Origin of the sequence: Halorientalis persicus (genome assembly GCF_900110215.1) — an archaeon.
In the GTDB taxonomy this organism is placed as follows: Archaea; Halobacteriota; Halobacteria; order Halobacteriales; family Haloarculaceae; genus Halorientalis; species Halorientalis persica.
Map to the genome: position 1 here is coordinate 1 of NZ_FOCX01000049.1, position 17,315 is coordinate 17,315.

The window sequence follows — 17,315 nt, forward strand, 5'->3', positions numbered from 1 at the left end:
AGTTCCGTGAAGTCGTTCTTATGTGTCTCGTCTACAACATCAAACAGTATGTGACTCGCTGATTCCAACGCCATCTGGCGATTCAATAGAGCCGAATCGTCGGAATCGACATCGGGCTTTTTTGCGTTACTTCGGTACGTCCGAACATGGAAGTTCCAGTCAGTCGGCTCGGCATTCTCGGCATCTTCGGCATCGCTGGTGTGTGGACGAACGAGCCCGCCCTCTACGCACTCTTTGCGCTGTTCGGCCTGTTCGCCAGTGATCGGACGATCACGCTCCCGGTCGGTGGTTCGGATTCGTCGTCCGACAACTGACTGGCCGAATAGGGACGGCCGTGGGTGAATCCGGGGCCGGTGGCGGACACCGATTTTGCACTCCTGTGATCGAGCTGAGTTATCGAACCTCGTGCTGGAAACCACTCCTGGTAGAGCAGCGTGTCGTGACGCCCCACTGCCGGTCCCGGGACGGCGATCATCGATCGAGAGAACAGGAGTTAATCGGGTCGAGCCGCTATGGGAGACGACGCGTTAGCGATGTCACGGGAACCCGATACGGCGGAACGAAATCCGGACGAGTCGTCTGCGAACTCCGATCCAGACTCGGACCGGAGCGGCTTCGACAGGCAACTGCTCTCGGACCTGTTCGTCAACGTCGTCCCCATCGCCATCATCGCGGCCTTCGTCCTCATGTTCGGACTGTTTTCCTCGGGGGGAGAGGGTGGCGATCCACTCCTCCTCTTTCACGGCGCGCTGATCGGCGGGGTCGTCCTCGTCAGCGTCGTCGCCGGGTGGATCATCAGTGGCGAGGACAGTCCGCTCGAAGGGAGTGCGGCGAACGAGTACGATAGCGAATCGGGTCGGGAATGAGATCGACCGGTCCTCAAACCTGTGCGATTACTCCACCAGCCGCCAGCCCTCGTCCGTCGCGTCGGCCACGTCCCGCCGAACCATCTCGCTCATCACTTCGTCGAAGCGGTCGGGCTGGGCGATCTCCATCTCGATGCGCTCGATACCGTGGATTTCCCGGAGCGCGCCGCGGATCTCGGTCTCCGTGAATATATCGCCGTCGGCTTTGCCCATCACGTCGGCGACGAGGTCGATCATGTCCTCGACGAAGTTCCAGGGGTAGACGACCCAGGTCCAGTCGGCGAGGCGCTCGCCGACGAAGTCGGGTTCGAAGGAGCTAGTCCCGAGCAGTTGGAGGGTGGCGGTGCGGACCTCGTGGCAGTCGCGGTCGGTCACGTAGTCGTGGGCGCGGCTGATCGACCCGCCGGTGTCGGCGATGTCGTCGACGATCAGCACGTCCTTCCCTTCGACCGAGCCCTCGGGCATGGGGTAGCGGACGGTGGGTTCGGCGTCTTTCTCCGCGGTCCCCACGTAGTGTTCCATCTTGAGGCTCGTCAGGTCGTCGAGGCCGAGGAAGTCACAGCAACAGCGGCCGGCGAACCAGCCGCCCCGGGCCAGCGCGACGACGATGTCGGGTTCGAAATCGGCGGCTTTGACCTGGTCGCTCACGTCGCGACAGAGACCGTAGATGTACTCCCAGTTCGTGATCGTGCAGTCGAATTCATCCGGCAGATCGGACACGCGTAGTCACCGTTTACCCACCGGAGCCCCGAGAACTTGAATGTCACCGCCTGCGCTGTGGCTGTGGCGGCCGCCCCTCAGCGCTCGACGTCTTCCCAGGTGTCGGAGGTAATTCGCGCGTTTGCCCGTTCAGGGTAGTAGATCGAGAGCTGCCCATCTTCCTCGGTCGCCTCGAGGTCGGGGCCGTTCTCCCGGCTGGTATCGCGAGCGGGCTGGACCAGCGGGAGCGATCGCGCTGGCAACGCCGCGTGCGTGTCGTCGGCGTCGTCCCCCTCGTCAGGGTCGGCTGGGCGGAGGCGTCTGGACTCGACGACCGCCGCGTCGTCGTCGTCGACCACGAACGCCGATGCGAGATTCAGCGACGGAAATACCGATACGCGACGGCGCACACTGTCGAGGGTAGCGCGCACGAACCCGACCACCGTCTCCCGTACCGACGCGCCGGCACCCGATTCGTCCGCGCCCGGGGAGTCGCCTTCGAAGGGCTGTTGGGTGGGCGTGTTACCCATACCCAAAGATACGGCCGCCAGTACTAAACGATTGTGTCGGGGTTGGTCACCTCTCCGAGCGATACCATTATGTCCCGGTGCTCCGTGTCAATTCCACACCGTGACGAATCAGGGGAGTCTGGGCGACGACGCCAGCGACCGCGTGCAGGTCCTCGACGAAGACGGCCACGTCCTGGAGGATGCGTCGGTGCCGGACCTCCCGGACGAGCAACTCGTCGAGATGTACCGCCAGCTGTGGCTCGCTCGCCACTTCGACGAACGGATGATCAGCCTCCAGCGACAGGGACGGCTCGGCACCTATCCCTCACTGGCCGGGCAGGAGGGGGCCCAGATCGGCTCGACCCACGCTCTGGCCGACGAGGACTGGATCTCGTTCCAGTACCGCGAACACGGGGCCGTCATCGAGCGCGGGCTGGAGCCGGAGTACCTGCTCTACTGGATGGGCCACGAGCGGGGCAACGAGTGGCTCGCCGAGAAGAACGTCTTCCCGCTGAACATCTCCATCGCCAGCCACCTCCCGCACGCCACGGGGATGGCCTGGGCCTCGAAACTCAAAGGCGACGACCGGGTCGTCACCTGCCACTTCGGTGATGGCTCGACCAGCGAGGGCGACTTCCACGAGGCGCTGAACTTCGCCGGCGTGTTCGACGTGCCGGCGATCTTCTTCTGTAACAACAACCAGTACGCCATCTCGCATCCCCGCGAGCGCCAGACCGCGAGTCCGACCATCGCCGGGAAGGCCGACGCCTACGGCATCGACGGCATCCAGGTCGACGGAATGGACCCCTTCGCCGTCTACGAGGTGACTCGCCAGGCCGTCCGGAAGGCCAGGGACCCGGCCGAGGACCAGTGTCGGCCCACGCTGATCGAGGCGATCATGTACCGCTTCGGCGCGCACACCACCGCGGACGACCCGTCGGTCTACCGCGACGACGAGGAGGTCCAAGAGTGGAAGGAACGCGACCCGATTCCGCGGATGGAGACGTTCCTCCGCGAACGCGGCCTGCTCGACGACGAGCGGATCGACGCGATTCAGGAAGCAGCCCGCGAGAAAGTCGCGGACCTGATCGACGCCGCCGAGGAGTTCGAGCCCGATCCGGAGCAACTGTTCGCCAACGCCTACGAGTCCGACACGCCTCGCATCCGCGAGCAACGGGAGGCGTTCCGGGCGCTCCGGGATCGCCACGGGGACGAGGCCCTGCTGGACGAGGAGTGAGTCAGTCGGCGGTCGTCGTCTCCACACCGTCGGCGGCGTCGACCCGGTAGAGGATTGCGAAGGCTAGTGTCGCCACGGCGATGAGTCCGCTGGCGGTCCAGAACGCGACGAACACGTCGGTGTAGTCCCAGAGCGTGCCGACAGTCACCGGACCGACGACCTGTCCGACTTTCCAGGCGATGGAGCGAAGCGACATACTCCCGGCGACGGCGTCGAACTGTTCGCCCTCCTCGACGAACAGCGCCATGCTCGCGGGCAGGCGGATGCTGTCGGCGACGCCACAGACACCGAACGCCAGGAAGAGCGGGAGGAAGGCCGGTGAGAGCGTAACCGCACCCATGCCCGGGACGGGGACTGTGGTCGCCGGAATCAGCCCGACCGCGAACTCCGCCAGCGGAATCAGCGCCGTGCCGAGCGCGTACAGCATGGCTCCAACGAAGACGAACTGGTGTTTCCGCCCGATCCGGTCGGTGAGGGTCCCGACGTAGCCCTGCGTGAGCGCCTTCGTCAGCTTGCCGCCTGCGAGGATGCCGCCGACGAACAGCGCGGACATCCCGAACCCGGTCCGGGCGTAGATCGGCAGGAAAATCAGGACGGCCATCTTCCCGAAACTGAGTCCCAGGCGGAAGATCACCAGCGCGCGGACCGTCGTCCGGTCGAGTAACAGGCGGAACGTCTCGACGCTTCCCTGATCGTCCGGATCGGCCTGCCCGCCGGGATCGTCCCGAAGGTGCCGATAGACCAGCAGGCCCGACAGGAGGGTGACGCCGCTCAACACGGCGTAGGTGAGCGTGAACCCGTAGAGGGTGAGCAGAAGGCCGCCGACCACGTCGCCCGCGAGGCTGGAGAACGCGCCGACCTGATTGTACGCGCCGAGCCAGCGCCCGCGTGCGTCCTCGGGGCCGATCTCGCCGACGACGGTCGTCCCGGTGATCCAGAGGATGCTCGCGCCCAGTCCCTGAAGAATCCGGACGAGCAGGACGTGTTCGACCGCCGAGACCAGCGTGAATCCGACGAAAGTGACGACGTTGATCCCGAGGCCGAGCAGGAGGATACGTTTCGCGTTGTTCGTGTCGACGTACCGCCCGAGCGGGAGGACGATCAGCAGTTGCGTGAAGGCGAAGACGGTTCCGAACAGGCCCTCGACGAACCCGGAGGTCGAGAACAGGTCGGCGTACAGCGCCAGCGCGATGATGATGGTCGAGTAGGCCTGACTCCGCGCGAAGGCGGTGCTGGCGAGCGCCCGAAACTCGGCGTTTTTCAATAAGCCCAGCGCACCGCCAGCATCCTCGCTCACGGTCGCGCTCGGCACCCGCGAGAATAATGGGTTACGTCTCGACGCCGGTGTGAGGCGCGGTCGCACCCGACCGATACCCGGACACTCCCGGTGACGGGCCTGAAGTCGCTCACTGACGCCGCCTGCGGAGTAGTCCGCCGGTGACCAGAGCTCCGAGGCCCACGACGACACCGAAACCGGCTCCATCAGCGGATGTTCCGGCCGTTGACGCTCCTCCGGAGCCCGTCTCCGTGCTCGTCCGGGTTCGACTCGCCTCGGAACTCCCGTTCGATCCGGCCTGCTCGCCTAGTTCCCCGCTGTCGTGATATCCGAGCGTCTCCAGTTCGGTCCGCGAACCGACGCTGTCACCGTCTGCGGGGTCGGCGACGACCGTCGGTGACGACGTGAGCCGGCCCGACTGGGTGTTGACCCGCCAGACCTCGCTTCCCGACGCCGCGTCGACGGCGTACAGCGTGCCTCCTGAGCTCCCGACGTAGACGATCCCGTCCGCGACGGTCGGCGTCGAGTTGAGCGGTTCGGTGGGTTCGGTGAAGGCCCAGGCCCGGTCACCCGTCGCGGCGTCGACGGCGTAGAGCGTTCCCTCCGCACTCCCGACGTAGACGATCCCGTCCGCGACTGTGGGGGACGATTTCGAGTTCGTCTTGGGGTCGTCGAACTGCCACTTCTCGGTTCCGGCGTTGGCGTCGATGGCGTAGAGCGTCGCGCCAGCACCGTAGAGGTAGACAGTTCCGTCGGCGACTGTCGGTGAGGTAGGTGCCTGGTCCAAGCGAGTACTGAAGGACCAGTCTTCGGTTCCCGATCCGGTCTCGATAGCGTACAGGGTCCCACCGTCGTCACAGATGTAGACGCGCCCGTCGGCTACGGTCGGAGACGTGTCGACCTGCGCCGACGGGTCGGCGAACATCCACTCCGTGGTGCCCGTTTCCGCATCGACTGCGTAGACGGTATGATCGCCCGATAGCCCGCCGGTACCGAAGAACACGGTTCCGTCGGCGACCGCCGGTGTCGACTCGATCCACCCGCCCGGTTCGGTGAAGGCCCACCGTCGGGTTCCAGAGGCCGCATCCACTGCGTAGAGGGTTTCATCACCGCATCCGACGTACACTGTCCCACCGATCACGGTTGGTGACGACGAGACGTAATCCGTCGGTTCGGTGAACCGCCACGCTTCGGTTCCCGACACTGCGTCGACCGCGTAGAGCGTCCCGTCCATCCCACCGACGAAAAGCGTCCCATCGAGAACCGTCGGTGACGATTGTATGCCTCCCGACTGCGGCGCGAAGCGCCAGTCCACGTCACCCGACGCTGCATCGACCGCGTAGAGCGTCCCGTCGACCGACGAGTAACCGGTGCTTCCGCCGACGTAGATCGTCGAACCTGTGGCCGCACTCTGGTCGGTCGCGCCAGCAACGCCCGTCGACAGGACGACAGCAGTGCCGCCGAGACTCGTCAACAGTCCACGTCGCGTGAGTTCTGGCCGTCGGTTGGCCATACTCGTTGCTGTTCCCTGAGCAGAATATATGCTGGCCGAGTTTCGGATACTGAAACACCCGACTACCGCGCGCGTCACCGGTCACCCTCGACGGTTTCGACACACTCGAACCCGCCGAATATCCCGAGAGCGGGTTCGGTCCGTGGAATCCGGTGGAGGGTATCGTGTTGCAGTTCGAGATGACCTACTGGACGGTACGGTAGCGGCGGGTGCTACAACTCGATTCGTTCGACGATATTGTCTCCGTCTCCGTGGGCGTTCAGTGCGACGATCCGGAGGCGGTCTTCCAGCCCGGACCCGTTGACCTTGGCTTTCAGGAGGTTGTCGACCTGGTAGACGCCGGCGGCGTTCGTCATCTCGATCTCGATGAGGACGGCGTTGTCTTCGCCGGGGTGGAGCGAGACAGCCTTGATCGCCTGGCTGGAGACCGTGTTGATGCCGCGACCGCCGTGCTCGTAGGGGATGCGCGAGCGCCCCTGTTCCATGTCCAGCGCGTCCGCGACGCGGAGGACGCCCGCCTCCAGCGTCAGTGGGTCTTCCTCGACGTGGTGACAGAGGATCGCGTGCAGGACCTCGCCTTTGAGCCGGACAGCTTCGGCCACGTCGTAGCCGAGATCCGGGAGGATACGGTCGAGCAGGTCCGCTGCGAGGGGGATCGAGTAGTATGGGTGTTCGTCGCGGTGGACGACGTGGCCGATGTCGTGGAGGGTCGCGGCCAGCGCGACGATGACCGGTTCGTCGGCCTCGGCCAGTCCCTGTTCGGCCGCACCGTTGAACTCCACGCCCTCGCCTTTGAGGAGGTCGTAGAGACAGAGTGCCCGGTTGCGGACGATCTCGACGTGTTTCGTGCCGTGATCGTTGTAGCGCTTGCGCGCGACTGGGTTGACGTTCTGGGCTTCGAGATAGGCAGTGATCTCCTCGTCGTCTTCGATGTATTCGAGGGCCTGGCACAGTCGCTCGTCGGGGAAGTTGTGGTCGCCGTCGACGTCGTACACGCGGCCGTCGCCGCTGGTGCCGCTATCGCCGCCGCTGGTGGCGTCACTCATACTCGAACCCTCGCGCGGGACGGAGAAAAAGACTCGGTGGGAACGTCAGGCGTCGGCGGCGGCCGACTCGACCTCGTCGTAGTCGGGTTCGACCCCGGGGTCGTCGCTGACCCACGCGTAAGTCACGTCGCCGTCACCGTTCACGACGAAGACGGCCCGTTTGGCCACGTCGTGGACGCCCAGGTCGGCGAAGTCCATGCCGATACCGTACTGATCGATGATCTCCTTGTCGGCGTCGCTGATGAGGCCGAACTCCAGATCGAGTTTGTCGCGGAACTCGTTCAGGGCGAACGGGGAGTCGACGCTGATCCCGTAGACTGTCGCGCCGACGTCCTCGAAGTCCGCCAGGCGATCCTGGAACGTGTTCATCTCGTGGGAGCAGACGCTCGTGAACGCACCGGGGAAGAAAGCCAGAACGAGGGGTGCGTCGTCGAGGTTCTCCGAGAGTGTGAACTCGGCGATGTCGCCGTTCGCGAGCGGTGCGGTGAAGTCGGGGGCTGCGTCTCCTTCGTCTACCATGACACCCATTCCTTCGGGCGGGGGTGGGATTACTGTTGTGCCATCGACGCGCCGCGAGAACGGTCCTGCGGCCGTTGTCGGGGTCTGGCCCTGAGCAAAAAGCCTATAATTAGCCTCCGGTTATGCTGAGGTACAGATGATCCCATTGTTCATCCCAGGGGCTCCCGGTGGTCCGGAACTGCTGGTGATCCTGCTCATCGCGATCCTGCTGTTCGGTGCGAACAAGATTCCCGAACTCGCCCGATCGTCCGGGCAGGCGATCGGTGAGTTCCAGAAAGGCCGTGAGGAGATCGAAGAGGAACTCGAAGAGATGAAAAACCCGGACGTGAGTTCCGACACCGACACCACGACCGACACGGGCGGTTCGGTCGGCTCCGAGGTCGACTCGGAAGTCGAGTCCACCAGCGAGACCAGTACGGACACCACGAGTAGCTAGAGGAATTCAGACCAATTTTCTGACCCGCAACCCGCCACAGTCCCAACTCTCTCGCCTGTGACGGGTGTGAGTCCGGTTTCTTCGGAAGATCTCGGTCGATCGATCAGGCCTGCGGATCGTTCCCGCACTCGCGACAGGAGAAGGCGAACTGTCCGTCGTCGGTGAGGCGCATTCCGTGGTCGGTCTCTTGTTCGCACTCGGTGCAGTACACCAGCGCGTCGAGTTCGTCCCAGTCGTGGCTGGCCCCGGGTGCGCCGATGGCGAAACCCCGGACAATGTCGTCGGTCTCGTTGCCGCCGGTCTGGTACTCGCCCGGCTCGAAGCGGATACAGCCGTCCTCGGGAACCTCGACCACTTCCTCGGGTGTCTCGAACGTCGCCGTCCCGTCGAGGATGTAGAACAGTTCTTCCTGGTCGTGGTGGCGGTGCATTCCGCCGGAGAAGGATTCGCCGGGCTGGAGTTCGAAGTAGTTGAACGCGAAGTCGGTCGTCCCGACGGCGTCGGAGACGGGTTTGCGGACCGAGTGGACACCCAGCGGGTTGTTCTCGATGCGAACGTCGTCGAGTGCGACTTTCTCCATACCAGGTCCTGCGGTGGCTCCGATATAACCGTTGGGAGCGAAGAGAAATCGTTTTTCACCGGACGGGCGCAATTGAGGGTAGGGCGTGTGGCCTAGTGGACAGGGCGAGAGGTTCCTAACCTCTCGATCCCGGGTTCGAATCCCGGCACGCCCGTGCAGCGACCGACGGGAGCGAACCGGCATGACGGGATTCGAAGTAGACCGAGGTTCTGCGCGAAGCGCAGGTTCTCGGGCGTGGTTCGAATCCCGGCACGCCCGCTACCCACTTTTTCCTGCTCGGGTGGCCTTCGGCCACCGCTCGCAGCAAAAACTTGGGGAAAAAGCGGAACTCGCGCGAGGCGCGAGTTCCGTGAACCGGCGCGCAAAGCGCGCCGGATGCTCTTGGTTCGAATCCCGGCATACCCGTGCAGGGAGCGCGAGCCGTCGGCTCGCTTGACTGAACCGGACCCGGGATTCGAAGTAGACCAGACACGCGCAGCGAAGCGAGCATGTCTGGGCGTGGTTCGAATCCCGGCACGCCCGCTCGACTCACTTCGTTCGTCTCGCGGGGCTCCCCGCACGTGGGCGGGTAAATATCGACACGATTCGAGTGGTATTTAATTCCCTGTCGAAAATGTCCGACCGCAATATGTTCGGGAAATTTGACAGACGTACGTTCCTCGGTCTGACCGCCGGCGCTGCGGCGGGGATCGCGGGGTGTACCTCGAACGACGGAAACGGGACCGATACCGAAACGGGTGATTCTGCCGGCTCTCCCGAGTCGACCACGACGTCTGGCGAGGGCGAGTACATGAACGGCGTGGGAAGTGACGGGTCGGTATCCTTTGCTGCCCCCTCGGACGGTGCGACGCTCGACAGCCCCTACGTCCAGTGGAAGGGGTCGGCAAGCGGCGTCACTATCGAAGAATCGGGGGCCGTCAACGACGGGGCCGGCCACTACCACGTCATGGTGGACACCGAACCTGTCGAACCCGGCGAGACGATTCCGAGTGACGACCAGCACATCCACTACGGGACGGGACAGACAGACGGCGTCCTCGAACTCGAACCGGGCGACCACACGCTCCACCTGCAGGTCGCAGACGGCAAGCACGAGGCGATGGTCCTGACCGACACCGTCGAGGTAACCGTCGAGGACACTGCCAGTCTCGATCTTTCGACCAGCGTCGAGGGTAGCGTCGTCGAGTGGGACGTGACCGCCGAGAACTACACCATCGAACCGTCGAGCGAGGGGATCAACGCCAACTCCGGTCACCTCCACGCCGTGATCGACACGGACCACGTCCCCGTCGGCGACGTGATTCCGAGCGACGCCAATCACGTCCACTACGGCGATGGATCGACCAGCGGATCAATCGATCTGGCCGAGCAACTGGGTGACGCGTACGAACCCGGCGAACACACCATCCACTTCCAGGTGGGGACGGGGACCCACCGAGCGACGATGGTTCACTCACACACCACCGTCACGACGGAGTGAGAAGCGGCTCCGGTCTCGGACGGGCGATTTAGCATCCTCGGTTTACACGTGGGAAATAATACCAGTCCGTATCTTCCGACTTTCGGAAACCAGGAACAAACTTTTTGTTGGATTATTCTCGACATAGGAATGCAGTATGGCACAAGCGGAACGGTCCGGTTCCAGGGAGGAGAACCGGGACAGAGAGGAGGCAGATCGCGAGTCCGAGATGCCGACACCGGGCGGACTCCGCGGTCTGGTCTGACCGGGTACAGACCGTCCTACCGGGGGACGAACCACGTGGAGCGAACCATTCTTTCCATCTCGTCGCCGCTCACTCCTGCCCACCGGAGACACCAGGAGCGAGACTCACGGTCGCGCCGTCTGTCAGCGTCGTCGCCGCACCGGCTCCGTTACGGACGTTCTCCTCGTCCACGAGGACGTTGACGTGCGGTCTGAGGTCGCCGTCTCCGTCGAAGATCAACGGGCCGAGACTCTCGTGGTCGTCGGCGAGTGCCGAGAGCGCCTCGCCGACCGTCGTGCCCGAATCGAACTCGCGTTCGAGCCGTTTCTCTCCGATACTGTCCCGAATCGTCGCGTACGTGACGAACTCGACGTGCATAGCTGTGCTCCGACCGCGACCCCGTTAAGCCCGGCGGCGGACGAACGCTGTTAGCCATTTCTCGGCTAACGTTACTGCTGGAAGGAAAATAACTATGAATGATGGGTGAGTGGAAACCACCATGTCACTGGAACGCGCACCAGCCGATCGGTTCGAGGATCTGCCGGGCTACGACTACGAGGCCAATTACGTCGGGGTTGGCGGCCCCGAAATGGCCTACGTCGACGTGGAGGGTGACGGCGACGAGACGTTCCTCTGTCTGCACGGGGAACCGACGTGGTCGTACCTATACCGGAAGATGATTCCGACGCTCTCGGAGGTCGGTCGCGTCGTCGCGCCGGACCTGATCGGCTTCGGCCGTTCCGACAAGTGGCCCGAGCAAGACGACTATACCTACAGTGCGATGTACGACACGGTCGAGCGGTTCGTCGAGGCACTAGACCTCCGGAACGTTACGCTGATCTGTCAGGACTGGGGTGGCCTGCTCGGGTTGCCCGTCGCGGCGAACAACCCCGATCGGTTCGCGCGCCTCGTGCCGATGAACACCGGGCTCATGGACGGCAGCCAGTCGATGCCGGACGTCTGGCACGATTTCAAGGACATGGCCGCCGAGGACCCCGACTTCGACGTGGGCCAACTGGTCGAGGGCGGCTGTCTCTCGGACGTCCCGGACGACGTGGTTGAGGCCTACCGCGCGCCCTTCCCGGACGAGGATCACATGGCGGGTGCGCGCATCCTGCCGAGTCGGGTGCCCATCGACCCAGAGATGGACGGGGCCGAGACCATGCGTGAGGCGAAAGAGACGTTCGAGAACTGGGAGAAACCGGTGTTCGTCCTCTTTTCGGACTCGGACCCGATCACGCACGGCTCGCGTGACTACCTGCGTGACCTGTTCCCGACCGCGAGCGAACAGCCCGACATCTGGATCGAAGGCGGTGCCCACTTCCTGCAGGAAGACGAGGGAGAGGAGATTGCAGAAGAGATCGTCGAGTTCGTCGAACGAACCTAGCGGACGACGACCGCACCGCGGCCGTTGTAGGGTCTGTCGGTCCGACAGAAGTAGCGGTACACACCTGGTTCGTCCATGGTCACGTCGTAAGAGTAACTCGCGTCCGGCGTGGTTTTACTGGCCCCGAAGTCTCCGTCTTCCCACACGACGTCGTGTGAGCCGCCGCGCCCGTTCCACTCGAACACGACTTCGGTCCCTGGATCGACGAGGATCGCGACCGGATCGAACGAGCGGTTCTGTCCGTCGTGGGACGCGCCGACAGTCACGCTGACCGAACTCTGGCCGGTTTTGTCCGCCAGACGGCCGTCGTACTCGCCGTACTCGCTGAGCCACTCGTCGACCTTCGGCGAACCGCTGAGCGACTGCTGATCCTCGACGACGATCGCGCCGCGCATCCCGAGCGCGCCGCCGTGGTTTGCACACTTGTAGAGGTAGACACCAGGTTCAGTCAGCGTCACGGTGTAGGTTTTCCCGGACGACTCGACGGGTCGTCCGCTCTTGAACAGGCCGTTGCGTTCCTTGACGTTGTGCGCGTTCTCGGGGTCCTCCCAGTCCCACTGGATCTTTGTGCCCGTCGTGACCCTGATCGCCGGCTTGCCGAACGCGAAGGTACTGCCCGATCCGTCGTCGACGCCGACGCCGATCGTCACGTCTGTCCTCCGGATCTTGTCGTTGATCTTGCCGTCGTAATTTTTCGTGTTCGAGAGCCAGTCGTCGACGGCCCCTTTCGGGTCCTGTACCTCGGCCGGCTCGTCCGGTTCCGCCGACTCCTCTTCGTCCGGTTCCTCTGGAGTCTCCACGTCCGCGTCCGTCTCTTCGGGCGTGGCAGTCGGCGTTCCCGTTGTAGTCCCGTCCTGCTCGTCGTCACCGCTTGCGTCGTCGCCCGCCCCGCTGTCTGAACAACCCGCGACACCCGCCGCTGTCGCCACCACTGCAGTCCGGAGAAACGCTCGACGCTTCGATTGCCAGGTCATGCGGAAAACCTCTGTGCCCACAAATATAAATCACTTGACCTTCCTTCAGTTCCCGACACGTCGTTTTTGTGCTTTCCGACCGACGGTCGTGTAAATGCTCGCGTGTCTTTCAGGGGCGGACTGTCGATGACGGTACTGGTACTTGGCGATCAGTTGACGCGAACCGTCGGCCCCCTTACGGATCACGACGGTCGCGTTCTCATGATCGAAGCCCGTGCGTTCGCTCGCCGTCACCCATACCACCCGCACAAACTCGGGCTGGTGTTCGCGGCGATGCGCCGGTTTCGCGACCGCCTCCGTGGTGCCGGCCACGCCGTCGCGTACCGCCAGTGTGAGACGTTCGCCGAGGGACTGGGGGCACACTTCGAGGCTCACCCGGACGACGAACTCACCGTCGTCCGCCCGGCGAGCCACGGCGGGGCCGATCGGTTGCGGGAACTGGTCGCCGACGCCGGGGGCTCGCTCACGGTCGTCGAGGACGAACGGTTCCTCTGTTCGCCAGCCGGATTCGACGAGTGGGCCGGCGACCGCGACAGCCTCACTCACGAGTCGTTCTACCGACGGATGCGGCGTGAGACGGGTTACCTGATGGACGGCGACCAGCCGGTCGGCGGCGAGTGGAACTACGACGAGCAGAACCGCGAGACGCCGCCCGACGACTACGAACCGCCCGCCCCGCCGACCTTCGAGTACGACGACGGGACCCGCGAGGTGATCGAGTGGGCCGAGTCGGAGTTCACGGGTGGGTACGACGAGCCACCCTACGGCGGCGACTGGGCCGACCCCGACGAGTTCCGCTGGCCCGTGACCCGCGAGCAGGCCCTGCGCGCGCTCGACCGATTCGCCGAGAGTCGCCTCCCAGAGTTCGGCCCCTATCAGGACGCCATGCGGGAAGACGAGTGGGCGATGAACCACAGCCTCCTGTCGGCCCCGCTCAACCTCGGATTGTTGACCCCCGCCGAGGTGGTCGAACGCGTCCTCGACGCGTATCGCGAGCGGGACCTGCCACTCAACAGCGTCGAGGGGTTCGTCCGGCAAGTGATCGGCTGGCGGGAGTTCCTCCGACACGTCTACCGCCGGGAGATGCCCGAGCTGGCGACGGCCAACCAGCTCGACCAGCAGGAATCCTTACCGGAGTTCTACTGGACCGGCGAGACCGACATGGCCTGCCTCTCGGACGTGATCGACGGGGTGCGCCGCCGGGGCTACTCCCACCACATCGAGCGGCTGATGATCCTCTCGAACTTCGCGCTGATCTACGGCGTCGAACCCGCCGAGCTGAACCGCTGGTTCCACGCCGGCTACGTCGACGCCTACCACTGGGTCACCACGCCCAACGTCGTCGAGATGGGATCGTTCGGCGCGGGTGTGTTCGCCACCAAACCCTACGCGTCCTCGGCCAACTACGTCGATAAGATGAGCGACTACTGCTCGGGCTGTCCCTACTACAAGACCAAGACCACCGGTGAGGGCGCCTGTCCGTTCAACGCCTTCTACTGGGACTTTCTGGACCGAAACGAGGACGAACTCCGGTCGAACCACCGGATGGGGCTGGTGTACAGCCACCTCGACGACAAGGGCGACGACGAGATGGAGGCGATCCGTGAGCGCGCGGCAAAACTGCGCGAACGGGCCGAGCGCGGCGACCTCTGATCAGCGGAACCGGCCGAACAGCCGGTAGTCCTCCTCGGGCGTGTAGGATCGGAAGGCGAGGCTGTTGGCCAGCACGGAGACGCTGGAAAACGCCATCGCACCCGCCGCGAGCACGGGTTGCAGCAGGCCCAGCGAGGCCAGCGGAATCATCGCCGTATTGTACCCCAGCGCCCAGAACAGGTTCTGCTTGATCTTGGCCAGCGTCCCCTCGGAGACTCGGATGGCCTTCAGCACGTCCTCCGGATCGGAGCGCATCAGCGTCACGTCCGCGGCCTCGATGGCCACGTCCGTTCCACTCCCGATGGCACAGCCGACGAACGCCGCCGCCAGCGCGGGCGCGTCGTTGACGCCGTCCCCGACCATCATCGCCCGCTCGCCGTCGGCCTGGATCGCCTCGATGGCGTCCGCCTTGTCCTCGGGCAGGACCTCCGCCCGGACGTTCCCGGGGTCGATCCCGACCTGCTCGGCGACTGCCTCGGCCGTCCGCTCGTTGTCTCCGGTGATCATGTGGACGGACAAGTCGCGCTCGCGGAGCGCGCTCACGGCCGCTTTCGCGGACTCTTTGACCGTGTCGGCGGTGGCGACGACGCCGACCAGTTCGCCGTCGACCGCCACCAGCATCGCGGTCTTGCCCTCGCTCTCCAGGCGCTCCATCGTCTCCGTCGCCGGTGACGGATCCACGCCGTTCGACTCCAGCAGTCGCCGGTTGCCCACGAGCACCTCGCCGTGCTCCGTCGTCGCCTGCACGCCCTGTCCGGGGACGTTCTCGAACGTCTCGGCTTCGGCCGGATCGAGGTCCCGCCCGCGGGCACCGGCGACGATGGCCTCGGCCAGCGGGTGTTCGCTCCCTCGCTCGGCACTGGCCGCGGCATCGAGGACGAAGGACTCGTCGGTTTCGGGACGCAATTCGCCGCCATCTGCGGCCGTGCCGCCGTCGGTAGCCGGTCTGACGACTTCGACGTCGGTCAACTGCATCTCGCCGGTGGTCAGCGTCCCGGTCTTGTCGAAGACGACGGTGTCGGTGTCCCGAACCCGTTCCAGCACGTCACCGCCCTTGAACAGGACGCCGTTTTGCGCGCCGATGGAGGTCCCGACCATCGTCGCTGCCGGCGTGGCCAGCCCCAGCGCACAGGGACAGGCGATCAACACCGCGCTGGCGAAGACGATGACCGAGAACTCGAACAGCGAGATGGCACCGCCGGCCGCCGCGGGACCGCCGGCGACCAGTCCCCACAGCGGGAGGGCACCGACGAAGCCGGCCAGCGCCTCGGGGAACAGGTACCAGACGCTCGCCCAGAAAAGCGCGTTTACGATGACCGCGGGGACGAAGTACGCGCTGATCCGGTCGGCGACGTTCTGGATCTCCGGCTGGCGGCTCTGGGCGTCCTTGACCATCGAGACGATCTGCTGGATCGCCGTCTCCGACCCGACCTTCGTCGCCTCTACCACGAGCACGCCGTTCTGGTTGACCGTCGAGCCGACCACCTCGTCGCCCTCACTCTTCTCGACGGGGACGGACTCGCCGGTCACCATCGACTCGTCGACCGCGCTGGAGCCGTCAACGACCGTCCCGTCCGTGGGAACCTTCTCGCCCGGCCGGACCTTCATCCGGTCGCCGACTTCGATGTCCTCGACGGCGACTTCCCGTTCGTTCCCGTCCTCGTCGACCAGTGTGGCCGTGTCGGCCTGCATCTCCAGCAGTTGTCGGATCGCCTCGCCGGCCTGTCCCTTCGAGCGGGCTTCGAGGTAGTTCCCCAGGGTGATGAACACGAGGATGAGCGCCGCCGTGTCGAAGTACAGCCCCTCGGAGGCGAGCAAGCCGAGCAGGACGACCACCGAGTAGACGTAGGCCGTCGAGGACCCGAGCGCGATCAGCACGTCCATGTTGGCCGTGCGGTTCTTGACCAGCGCCGTGTAGCTGTTCTCGTAGAACTCCCGCCCGAGGACGATCTGGACGGGCGTCGCGAGCAGGAAGGCGACCCAGCCCATCTCGACCCCGAAGATCGTCTCGGGCATCACCGCAGGTGCCAGCAACTCCACGGCCATCATCGCGACCAGTGGGAGCGACAGCGCCGCCCCGAACAGGACGAGTCGCTTCTGGCGGTCGATCTCCGCCTGCCGAGCGGCGTCCTGGCGATCCTGCGAGGACTCGCTCGCCGCCCCGCCATCGTCACCGCCCTCGTCGTCCCGGACCGGGCTGTAGCCCGCGTCCTCGATGGCGTCGTACAGCGCCGAGCGGTCCGTCTCGGCGGGGTTGTACGTCACGCTCGCCTCGTCCGTTGCGTAGTTGACCTCTGCCTCGATCACCCCGGGTTGGTCTTCGAGAGCCTGCTCGTTGGTCTCGGCGCAGTTCGCACAGGACATATCGGTGATCGGGATGGTGATCGACTCCCGGACGACGCCGTAGCCGGCGTCCTCGACCGCCGCGTAGATCTCCGCCAGCGAGGTCTCGTCGGGGTCGTAGGTCACGCTCCCCCCGTCGGTGGCGAAGTTCGCGTCGACCGCCGAGACGCCGTCGAGGGACGCGAGCGAGTCCTCTATCGTGCCCGCGCAGTTGGCACAGCTCATTCCCGTCAGCTCCAACCGCGTATGGCGCTCGGTCATCTTACCATACAGTAGGGCCCCCTCGTTCAAGCGGTTTGTCCTTGTTTTTCTGCCGACCCGTCGCCACCGGTACTTTCCTATCGAAAGCCGAACGGTAGTGTTCAGATTAGCTGATTCCATGCGAAGGCGAATGATTGGAGCCAGTCGTCAGCTGTGTCTCGCTGGGTGTTGCTGAAACAGTTTGAGAACGAAGAAGTACGTCGTTTTACCTCACGAAAGACACGTTCGACACTGTTCCGATTTCCGTGGCGTTCGTATCTGAAATCGAGGCCGTGTCGTTGGCAGGCGTCTTTCAGCGGTGCTGCACCATCGA

The 17,315-nt window shown here is 64.7% G+C and carries 17 protein-coding genes, 1 tRNA gene and 1 pseudogene; 8 read left to right on the top strand and 11 right to left on the bottom strand.

What is annotated here, in order from left to right; genetic code table 11:
* Positions 1-146 precede the first annotated feature (146 nt).
* Both BMX17_RS26510 and BMX17_RS23060 read left to right on the top strand, forming a co-directional pair.
* Positions 147-314 (top strand): hypothetical protein, encoded by a 168-nt coding sequence (locus tag BMX17_RS26510; protein ID WP_170845537.1) that lies wholly within the window; start codon positions 147-149, stop codon positions 312-314.
* Between the two features lie 198 nt (positions 315-512).
* Positions 513-866: a DUF6684 family protein gene (locus tag BMX17_RS23060; RefSeq protein ID WP_092664476.1), complete on the top strand. Its 354-nt coding sequence runs from the start codon at positions 513-515 to the stop codon at positions 864-866.
* A 27-nt stretch (positions 867-893) separates the two neighbouring features.
* Here BMX17_RS23060 and BMX17_RS23065 read toward each other — a convergent pair whose 3' ends face one another.
* Positions 894-1,586, bottom strand: coding sequence for a phosphoribosyltransferase (locus tag BMX17_RS23065; protein ID WP_092664478.1), 693 nt, complete (start codon positions 1,584-1,586; stop codon positions 894-896).
* Positions 1,587-1,663: 77 nt separating this feature from the next.
* Positions 1,664-2,095 carry a hypothetical protein gene (locus tag BMX17_RS23070; protein WP_092664481.1) on the bottom strand — a complete coding sequence of 144 codons (432 nt, stop codon included), beginning with the start codon at positions 2,093-2,095 and terminating at the stop codon, positions 1,664-1,666.
* Positions 2,096-2,195: 100 nt separating this feature from the next.
* Here BMX17_RS23070 and pdhA point away from each other — a divergent pair, with 100 nt between their 5' ends.
* Entirely contained in the window at positions 2,196-3,311 is a 1,116-nt protein-coding gene (gene pdhA / locus BMX17_RS23075; protein WP_244515091.1) for a pyruvate dehydrogenase (acetyl-transferring) E1 component subunit alpha, read from the top strand.
* A gap of 1 nt (position 3,312) precedes the next feature.
* On the opposite strand, the gene BMX17_RS23080 is transcribed toward pdhA, so the two are convergent.
* The 4 genes from BMX17_RS23080 to BMX17_RS23095 all read right to left on the bottom strand — a co-directional run bounded on the left by BMX17_RS23080 (position 3,313) and on the right by BMX17_RS23095 (position 7,665).
* A complete protein-coding gene (locus BMX17_RS23080; RefSeq protein WP_092664520.1) occupies positions 3,313-4,608 on the bottom strand; it encodes an MFS transporter in 1,296 nt (431 codons plus the stop codon).
* A 109-nt stretch (positions 4,609-4,717) separates the two neighbouring features.
* Positions 4,718-6,100: an outer membrane protein assembly factor BamB family protein gene (locus tag BMX17_RS23085; RefSeq protein WP_092664484.1), complete on the bottom strand. Its 1,383-nt coding sequence runs from the start codon at positions 6,098-6,100 to the stop codon at positions 4,718-4,720.
* Positions 6,101-6,312: 212 nt separating this feature from the next.
* Positions 6,313-7,146, bottom strand: a complete 834-nt coding sequence (locus tag BMX17_RS23090; protein ID WP_092664487.1) for an HD domain-containing protein — start codon at positions 7,144-7,146, stop codon at positions 6,313-6,315.
* Positions 7,147-7,191: 45 nt separating this feature from the next.
* Positions 7,192-7,665, bottom strand: coding sequence for a redoxin domain-containing protein (locus tag BMX17_RS23095; RefSeq protein WP_092664523.1), 474 nt, complete (start codon positions 7,663-7,665; stop codon positions 7,192-7,194).
* A gap of 136 nt (positions 7,666-7,801) precedes the next feature.
* Here BMX17_RS23095 and tatA point away from each other — a divergent pair, with 136 nt between their 5' ends.
* Positions 7,802-8,101, top strand: coding sequence for a twin-arginine translocase TatA/TatE family subunit (gene tatA, locus BMX17_RS23100; RefSeq protein ID WP_092664490.1), 300 nt, complete (start codon positions 7,802-7,804; stop codon positions 8,099-8,101).
* A gap of 103 nt (positions 8,102-8,204) precedes the next feature.
* Here tatA and BMX17_RS23105 read toward each other — a convergent pair whose 3' ends face one another.
* Complete coding sequence (locus BMX17_RS23105) at positions 8,205-8,681, bottom strand: cupin domain-containing protein (protein ID WP_092664493.1); 477 nt, start codon at positions 8,679-8,681, stop codon at positions 8,205-8,207.
* Between the two features lie 81 nt (positions 8,682-8,762).
* Between BMX17_RS23105 and BMX17_RS23110 the strand changes: the two genes are divergently transcribed.
* Both BMX17_RS23110 and BMX17_RS23115 read left to right on the top strand, forming a co-directional pair.
* Positions 8,763-8,835, top strand: a tRNA-Arg gene (locus tag BMX17_RS23110).
* Between the two features lie 474 nt (positions 8,836-9,309).
* On the top strand, positions 9,310-10,161 hold the full coding sequence (locus tag BMX17_RS23115; protein ID WP_211611442.1) for a DUF4399 domain-containing protein: 852 nt from the start codon (positions 9,310-9,312) through the stop codon (positions 10,159-10,161).
* Between the two features lie 313 nt (positions 10,162-10,474).
* Here BMX17_RS23115 and BMX17_RS23120 read toward each other — a convergent pair whose 3' ends face one another.
* Positions 10,475-10,762 (bottom strand): ubiquitin-like small modifier protein 1, encoded by a 288-nt coding sequence (locus BMX17_RS23120; RefSeq protein ID WP_092664501.1) that lies wholly within the window; start codon positions 10,760-10,762, stop codon positions 10,475-10,477.
* Positions 10,763-10,883: 121 nt separating this feature from the next.
* Between BMX17_RS23120 and BMX17_RS23125 the strand changes: the two genes are divergently transcribed.
* Complete coding sequence (locus BMX17_RS23125) at positions 10,884-11,771, top strand: haloalkane dehalogenase (RefSeq protein WP_092664504.1); 888 nt, start codon at positions 10,884-10,886, stop codon at positions 11,769-11,771.
* Here BMX17_RS23125 and BMX17_RS23130 read toward each other — a convergent pair.
* On the bottom strand, positions 11,768-12,745 hold the full coding sequence (locus tag BMX17_RS23130) for a halocyanin domain-containing protein (protein WP_092664507.1): 978 nt from the start codon (positions 12,743-12,745) through the stop codon (positions 11,768-11,770). The two genes, BMX17_RS23125 and BMX17_RS23130, sit on opposite strands and share 4 nt — an antisense overlap.
* Before the next feature lie 126 nt (positions 12,746-12,871).
* Between BMX17_RS23130 and BMX17_RS23135 the strand changes: the two genes are divergently transcribed.
* On the top strand, positions 12,872-14,398 hold the full coding sequence (locus tag BMX17_RS23135) for a cryptochrome/photolyase family protein (protein WP_092664510.1): 1,527 nt from the start codon (positions 12,872-12,874) through the stop codon (positions 14,396-14,398).
* Here the strand turns inward: BMX17_RS23135 and BMX17_RS23140 are convergent, their stop codons facing one another.
* Entirely contained in the window at positions 14,399-17,002 is a 2,604-nt protein-coding gene (locus BMX17_RS23140; RefSeq protein ID WP_092664513.1) for a heavy metal translocating P-type ATPase, read from the bottom strand.
* A gap of 101 nt (positions 17,003-17,103) precedes the next feature.
* A pseudogene (locus BMX17_RS23145) lies at positions 17,104-17,315 on the bottom strand (IS6 family transposase); the annotation flags it as partial.

Excerpts from the sequence above, each read along its gene's own strand:
- BMX17_RS26510 (WP_170845537.1), top strand. The coding sequence starts at position 147 with ATGGAAGTTCCAGTCAGTCGGCTCGGCATTCTCGGCATCTTCGGCATC.
- BMX17_RS23060 (WP_092664476.1), top strand. The coding sequence starts at position 513 with ATGGGAGACGACGCGTTAGCGATGTCACGGGAACCCGATACGGCGGAA.
- BMX17_RS23070 (WP_092664481.1), bottom strand. The coding sequence starts at position 2,095 with ATGGGTAACACGCCCACCCAACAGCCCTTCGAAGGCGACTCCCCGGGC.
- BMX17_RS23085 (WP_092664484.1), bottom strand. The coding sequence starts at position 6,100 with ATGGCCAACCGACGGCCAGAACTCACGCGACGTGGACTGTTGACGAGT.
- BMX17_RS23090 (WP_092664487.1), bottom strand. The coding sequence starts at position 7,146 with ATGAGTGACGCCACCAGCGGCGGCGATAGCGGCACCAGCGGCGACGGC.
- BMX17_RS23095 (WP_092664523.1), bottom strand. The coding sequence starts at position 7,665 with ATGGTAGACGAAGGAGACGCAGCCCCCGACTTCACCGCACCGCTCGCG.
- tatA (WP_092664490.1), top strand. The coding sequence starts at position 7,802 with ATGATCCCATTGTTCATCCCAGGGGCTCCCGGTGGTCCGGAACTGCTG.
- BMX17_RS23105 (WP_092664493.1), bottom strand. The coding sequence starts at position 8,681 with ATGGAGAAAGTCGCACTCGACGACGTTCGCATCGAGAACAACCCGCTG.
- BMX17_RS23115 (WP_211611442.1), top strand. The coding sequence starts at position 9,310 with ATGTTCGGGAAATTTGACAGACGTACGTTCCTCGGTCTGACCGCCGGC.
- BMX17_RS23120 (WP_092664501.1), bottom strand. The coding sequence starts at position 10,762 with ATGCACGTCGAGTTCGTCACGTACGCGACGATTCGGGACAGTATCGGA.
- BMX17_RS23125 (WP_092664504.1), top strand. The coding sequence starts at position 10,884 with ATGTCACTGGAACGCGCACCAGCCGATCGGTTCGAGGATCTGCCGGGC.
- BMX17_RS23130 (WP_092664507.1), bottom strand. The coding sequence starts at position 12,745 with ATGACCTGGCAATCGAAGCGTCGAGCGTTTCTCCGGACTGCAGTGGTG.
- BMX17_RS23135 (WP_092664510.1), top strand. The coding sequence starts at position 12,872 with ATGACGGTACTGGTACTTGGCGATCAGTTGACGCGAACCGTCGGCCCC.
- BMX17_RS23140 (WP_092664513.1), bottom strand. The coding sequence starts at position 17,002 with ATGACCGAGCGCCATACGCGGTTGGAGCTGACGGGAATGAGCTGTGCC.